This window comes from Arthrobacter sp. STN4 (genome assembly GCF_024539665.1).
Taxonomy (GTDB): Bacteria; Actinomycetota; Actinomycetes; order Actinomycetales; family Micrococcaceae; genus Specibacter.
Window position 1 is genome coordinate 1 of the sequence record NZ_JAKZGX010000084.1, and the last position, 782, is coordinate 782.

Genomic DNA, 782 nt, shown 5'->3' on the forward strand with positions numbered 1-782 from the left:
GGTGGTGTGGTTCGGGCTGGCTTGGGTGTTGGTGTCTTGGGTGTTGTTGGGGTCGGTGTGTTGCCTGGGGTTGGCTGCCGAGCCGGTGCCGGCCATCCAGGCTTCGTATTGGGGCACGGTGGCCCAGCCTTCGAAGTGGACCAGGCCGCGGCGGGGTTGGCGGAAAAAGATGCCTTGTTTTGCCACGAGTTCGCCCTCGGTGGGTTGCTGGCCGTCGGGGTCCAGGGTGTTGACCGCGCGTAGGCCGACGCGGGAGAGGGAGTCGGGGTCCATGGTGCGGGCATGGCCGGTGAGGGTGTGCTCCATCTGGTCGGCCGTTTCCGTGGTGATGCGGCCGGCGTCGGCGAGGTGGCGGACTTCCTCGGTGTAGCGGGAGGCGGTCAGGGCGCGCTCCATGGAGAGTTCCCCGGCGAAGAACGCTGCTGCGGTTGCCGGTTGCGCGGCGGGGGTCTCGGCCATGGTCAGTTCGTCCGTGACGGGCAGGAACCGTTCGGCCAGGCGCAGCCGGCGTGAGGCTTCGCCCCGGCCCAGTTTCAGGCTCGTGCCCAGCAGGTCCGTCGCGTGCTTGATGCCGTCGAAGCGTCCGGCGCGCACCCGTCCGGCCAGGTTGCCGGCGATCTGGACCTGCAGGGCGGCCAGGTATGCGCCCAGGTGTTCCAGTTCCTGGGCCCAGGAGACGGCCTGGGCATCGCTGAGGGCGTCGACGTCCAAGCCCAGCGGGGCCGCGGCATGCGGCCCCGGGCCGGGGCCGGGGCCGGGGCCGGGTGTGGCCGGGGCGGCTG

The 782-nt window shown here is 71.4% G+C and carries 1 protein-coding gene; it reads right to left on the bottom strand.

Annotation, left to right across the window (positions count from 1 at the left end; all coding sequences use genetic code 11):
• Positions 1–782, bottom strand: a 782-nt coding sequence (locus MMF96_RS19430; protein ID WP_256884479.1) for a DUF222 domain-containing protein, incomplete at both ends; no start/stop codon positions are given.